A 4,013-nucleotide genomic window follows, 5' to 3' on the forward strand; every position below is an offset into this window, starting at 1 on the left:
CCCACTGCATGAATCAGGTCGATGGCCCGCTCTTCGGTCACTCGCAGTCGCCCAGTACGCGCGATTCGACGGACACGCTCGCGAAGCACGGCAAGCCCGGCGGCCGAGGCGCGGGAAGGCGCTCCGGTACGCGGTGCGTTCATCCGTGCGAAGATGGCAGGATGGGCTAGGCCGAAGGCAATGTGCGTATCCCAACCCTGGCGCAAATCCTCGATCGGATCGACGGCCGAGTCGTGCTGTGCTTTGCATGCGACGTAATCCGCCAGGGTCTGCTCCGCTACCGCGTCGAGAAGACCGTCCTTGTCTCCGAACAGACGATAGATGGTGGGTGCCTGCACGGAAGCAGCAATCGCGACAGCCCTTGTCGTCGCCGCCTCACTACCGCCGGTGGCGATTAGATCGGTAGCGGCACCAATAATCCGGGAGCGGGTATCGTCGCCTAGCAGCTTGTCCAAAGTGGGCGATAATCCATCCATGAAGCACCGTATCGCGAAAGGGGTCTCACCGGCAACCAACCGTTGATACCGCTGATAAACAACGATAGGGCAAATGCGTTAGCGTTGATACCGTTGTAGAATGGAGAAGCTGGATGTTAGTCGTGACAGGCGCCTCGGGCAAACTCGGGCGGCGGATTGTGGAGCAGTTGCTTGAGGTGGTGCCCGCCAATCGAGTTGGTGTTAGTGTGCGGAACCCAGATGGCGCAAGCGGCTTGGCACAACGCGGGGTGCGCGTTCGCTATGGCGACTTCGCTAAGGCCGATAGCCTAGTATCATCGTTTGAAGGTGCATCGCAGGTTCTGATCGTATCCTCGAACGCGGCGGCCGTCGGCGGCGATCCGATCGCCCAGCATCGAAACGCGATCGACGCCGCCCGTGCGGCTGGCGCATGGCGCATCATCTATACCAGCCACATGGGGGCAAGTTCCTCATCCGCCTTTCCGCCGATGCACACCCACGCCGCGACCGAAGTCATGCTTCGCGACTCAGGGACGGCCTGGACCGCGTTGCGAAACGGCTTTTACGCCAGCACTATCGAAATGATGATCGGCGACGCGGCCTCGTCTGGCGTGCTGGCCGCTCCGCAAGACGGCAAGGTGGCATGGACGGCGCACGCCGACCTCGCCGCTGCCGCTGCGGCCATTCTTGTGGATGAGGGCAGGTTCGACGGCCCGACGCCGCCTTTGACCGCAGCGGAGGCACAAGACCTGAGCGATGTCGCTGCCATCCTCGTCGAGCTTTATGCAAAGCCTGTCGAACGGCGAGTCGTCACGGACGAGGAGCAGGCAGCCATGATGGCCGATCGAGGCGCGCCGCCAGCCGCCGTCGAGATGACCCTCGGCATGTATCGGGCCGCGCGAAATGGCGAGTTTGCCCCCACTGATCCGGCGCTTTCGGCATTGCTTCGCCGCAAGCCGCTGTCGGTGCGGGATGTTCTAACCAAAGGCAGCGACGCCTAAAGGCCAATTCCGTGTCGGCGCTCCTTCCGGGGAGCACGGCGTCAGCCGGGGGATAGTGACGTTCAGCCGCTCTGCGAAGCGCCGCGCCTCCGCTTCCCGCAACTCCTTGTTGGCGCCGTAGCTCTCGAAAAACGCGGCGAGCACATTTTCGGTGACCTGCTCCGGCGTGCCGCTGTGGAACAATGGCTCGGGCGCGTACTCGATGTCGAGCTGGTTTCGCTCGGCAATGGCGTCGCCGCGCAGGAGAGACGCAACCAGCAGCGCCCCGTCGAGCCCGGCGGTGACGCCGGCGGTGCTCACGTAGTTACCGTCCACAACCACCCTCGCGCGGACGGGCGTCGCCCCGTAGAAACGAAGGAGGTCGTGCGCCGCCCAGTGAGTGGTTGCTAGCCGGTCCCGGAGCAGCCCCGCGGCTCCGCACAGCAGCGCGCCCGTGCACACCGAGAACACCAAGCGGTTCGCCTCTGCATGGCGCTGGATCAAGCCGATCACCCCCGGGTCGTCCATGATGGCCTGCTGACCAAGCCCGCCGGAGACGTGCAGGACGTCGAACAGGGGCGCGTCGGCGATTCGGAGGGTGGGCGTCAAGGTCAACCCCCTGACGTCGACCACGGGCGCGAGCGAGCCCGCCACGACATGGACTTCGGTGTCCGGAATGCGGGAGAACACCTCAAACGGACCGGTGAAGTCGATCTGATCGAGACGGTCGAAAATGAGCGCACCGATGGTGATCGGCCCTTCGCGCCGTACGGGCCGCGGGCGGTCCCCGAAGACGACGGGAGAAGTCCTAGCCTCATCTGTCGCGTTCTTTGCTCGTGATGGTGGCGAGTGCATCAAATCTTCCTGCACGCTGGGGTCGAGGCATCGGCGGCGCGATGCTGCCGGACCGGCCGCCGATCCTCCAGGTCAGCCAAACGAGACAGGGCCGACCGCGCCAAGCCAGTGCTTGACCTTGGACTGGTTCCGCTCATCCATGTAGAAAAAGTGGGACATCGTCGGGTGGACAACCGGGCCGCCGTTGTCGGGGGTCATCGTCACCTTGCCGCGGAACACCTTGAGATGCGGGCTGTCCCAATACTCCAGAACTTCGTGATGCGCAGTAAAGCCGGAGTCGATAAACTTTCGCAGATTGTCTCGGATGGCCTCGCGACCGTGCCAGTCGGCCGCGCCCAGGTTGCAGACCGCGTCCTCGGCGAAGCAGTCGAAGCCCCTGCCCCATGTCTTGTCGTCGATCTCGCGCCAGAAGTCCATCAGCCAGGCGGGCGCTTGGGTCTTGGTAAAGGTCACTTGGGTCATTGCTGCCTCCTCTTTGGGCATACGGGTAGGCCGGATGGCGGCCGCCAGGGAAGGAGCGTACAAGAGGCCGGACACGCCGACCGCCGCGCAAAGCAGCTGCCTCCGGCTCGCGCCGATATCGATGGACCAGTCCATGCCACTTCCTTCCGCTTACATTAGGTCGGAGCGCGCTTGGTGCCAGTTAGCGACGCACGCGGTCCGTAGCCGTCATTTAGCGAGCGAGACAATCGTCGCAATTACGTCAGAAGTAATAAGAAACTCGCGCAGGATGGTCTAAACGCGCTTTGCCCCGCAGTACGCCTCGAAATGAGAACGGAAAGACGCGACATGACGAAGACTGCCCATCTCGGCGACCTGCTGCGCGAATGGCGCTCGATCCGCGGTCAGAGCCAGCTTGACGTGTCGCTCGGGGCCGACATCTCCCAGCGTCACCTGAGCTTTATCGAAAGCGGGCGAAGCGCGCCGGGGCGCGACAAGCTCGTCAACATCGCTGAGGCCCTCGACGTGCCGCTTCGCGAGCGGAACGTCTTGCTGCTCGCCGCAGGCTACGCACCCCTGTATCCCGAAGGGGCGTGGGACGCGCCGCAGATGAAGAGCATTACCAAAGCCGTGGCCCGCATGCTGAAGGTACAGGAGCCCTATCCGGCCGTACTGATGGACCGGCACTGGAACGTACTGGCGGCCAACGACGCCGCGCCGCGCTTCTTTGGGCGGTTCGTCGATATGGCCGCGCGAGCGGGTCCGCGAAATCTTTTGCACCTTATGTTCGATCCCTTCGGCATGCGCCCGTTTATCCGCGATTGGGAGCGGACCTCAGCATCGCTCATCGACCGGGTGCGCCGCGAGGCCATTGGCGGTGTGGTCGACCCAAAGAGCCGGGAGCTGCTGGACGCGCTCCTTGGCTACCCCAGTGTGCAAGACGTTCGCGGATTCCGCAGTGCCAGCGCGGACCTCCCGATGATCCCGCTCAGGTTTGAGAAGGATGGGGTAACGCTCAATTATTTTTCCATGGTCTCCACCGTCGGAACGCCGACTACGGTCGCCGCGCAGGAACTCCGGGTCGAGTGTATGTTCCCCGCCGATGAGGAGACGGAACGCCGACACGCGACCTTCATGGCCAATCCCTGAGGCGGGGCTAACCACCAGTTGGGGCCACTCACTTGCACGTTGCGCAAGGGACCCCTTCTGCAACTTCAGCGCGTTCTTTTCCAGATACGGCGGCATACCCAACCGGCAGTGGGTCGATGGTCTAGCCGAAGAA

At 63.6% G+C, this 4,013-nt stretch carries 5 protein-coding genes; 2 read left to right on the forward strand and 3 right to left on the reverse strand.

Annotated elements, in window-relative coordinates:
* Window positions 1–455: TetR/AcrR family transcriptional regulator (locus Q0R02_RS10510; RefSeq protein WP_293883269.1), on the reverse strand; the 455-nt coding region annotated here is incomplete at its 3' end.
* Window positions 456–589: 134 nt separating this feature from the next.
* Here Q0R02_RS10510 and Q0R02_RS10515 point away from each other — a divergent pair.
* Window positions 590–1,456: an NAD(P)H-binding protein gene (locus tag Q0R02_RS10515; RefSeq protein ID WP_293883271.1), complete on the forward strand. Its 867-nt coding sequence runs from the start codon at window positions 590–592 to the stop codon at window positions 1,454–1,456.
* On the opposite strand, the gene Q0R02_RS10520 is transcribed toward Q0R02_RS10515, so the two are convergent.
* Window positions 1,433–2,290 (reverse strand): DJ-1/PfpI family protein, encoded by an 858-nt coding sequence (locus Q0R02_RS10520; RefSeq protein ID WP_293883273.1) that lies wholly within the window; start codon window positions 2,288–2,290, stop codon window positions 1,433–1,435. The genes Q0R02_RS10515 and Q0R02_RS10520 overlap by 24 nt on opposite strands.
* 72 nt (window positions 2,291–2,362) lie before the next feature.
* The gene (locus Q0R02_RS10525) at window positions 2,363–2,887 is read right to left on the reverse strand and encodes a nuclear transport factor 2 family protein (protein ID WP_293883276.1); all 525 of its coding nucleotides are present in this window, start codon (window positions 2,885–2,887) and stop codon (window positions 2,363–2,365) included.
* Window positions 2,888–3,079: 192 nt separating this feature from the next.
* On the opposite strand from Q0R02_RS10525, the gene Q0R02_RS10530 reads away from it, so the two are divergent.
* Window positions 3,080–3,880, forward strand: a complete 801-nt coding sequence (locus Q0R02_RS10530; protein ID WP_293883279.1) for a helix-turn-helix transcriptional regulator — start codon at window positions 3,080–3,082, stop codon at window positions 3,878–3,880.
* Window positions 3,881–4,013: the final 133 nt, after the last annotated feature.

Origin of the sequence: Sphingomonas sp., assembly GCF_025353885.1 — a bacterium.
In the GTDB taxonomy this organism is placed as follows: Bacteria; Pseudomonadota; Alphaproteobacteria; order Sphingomonadales; family Sphingomonadaceae; genus Sphingomonas_O.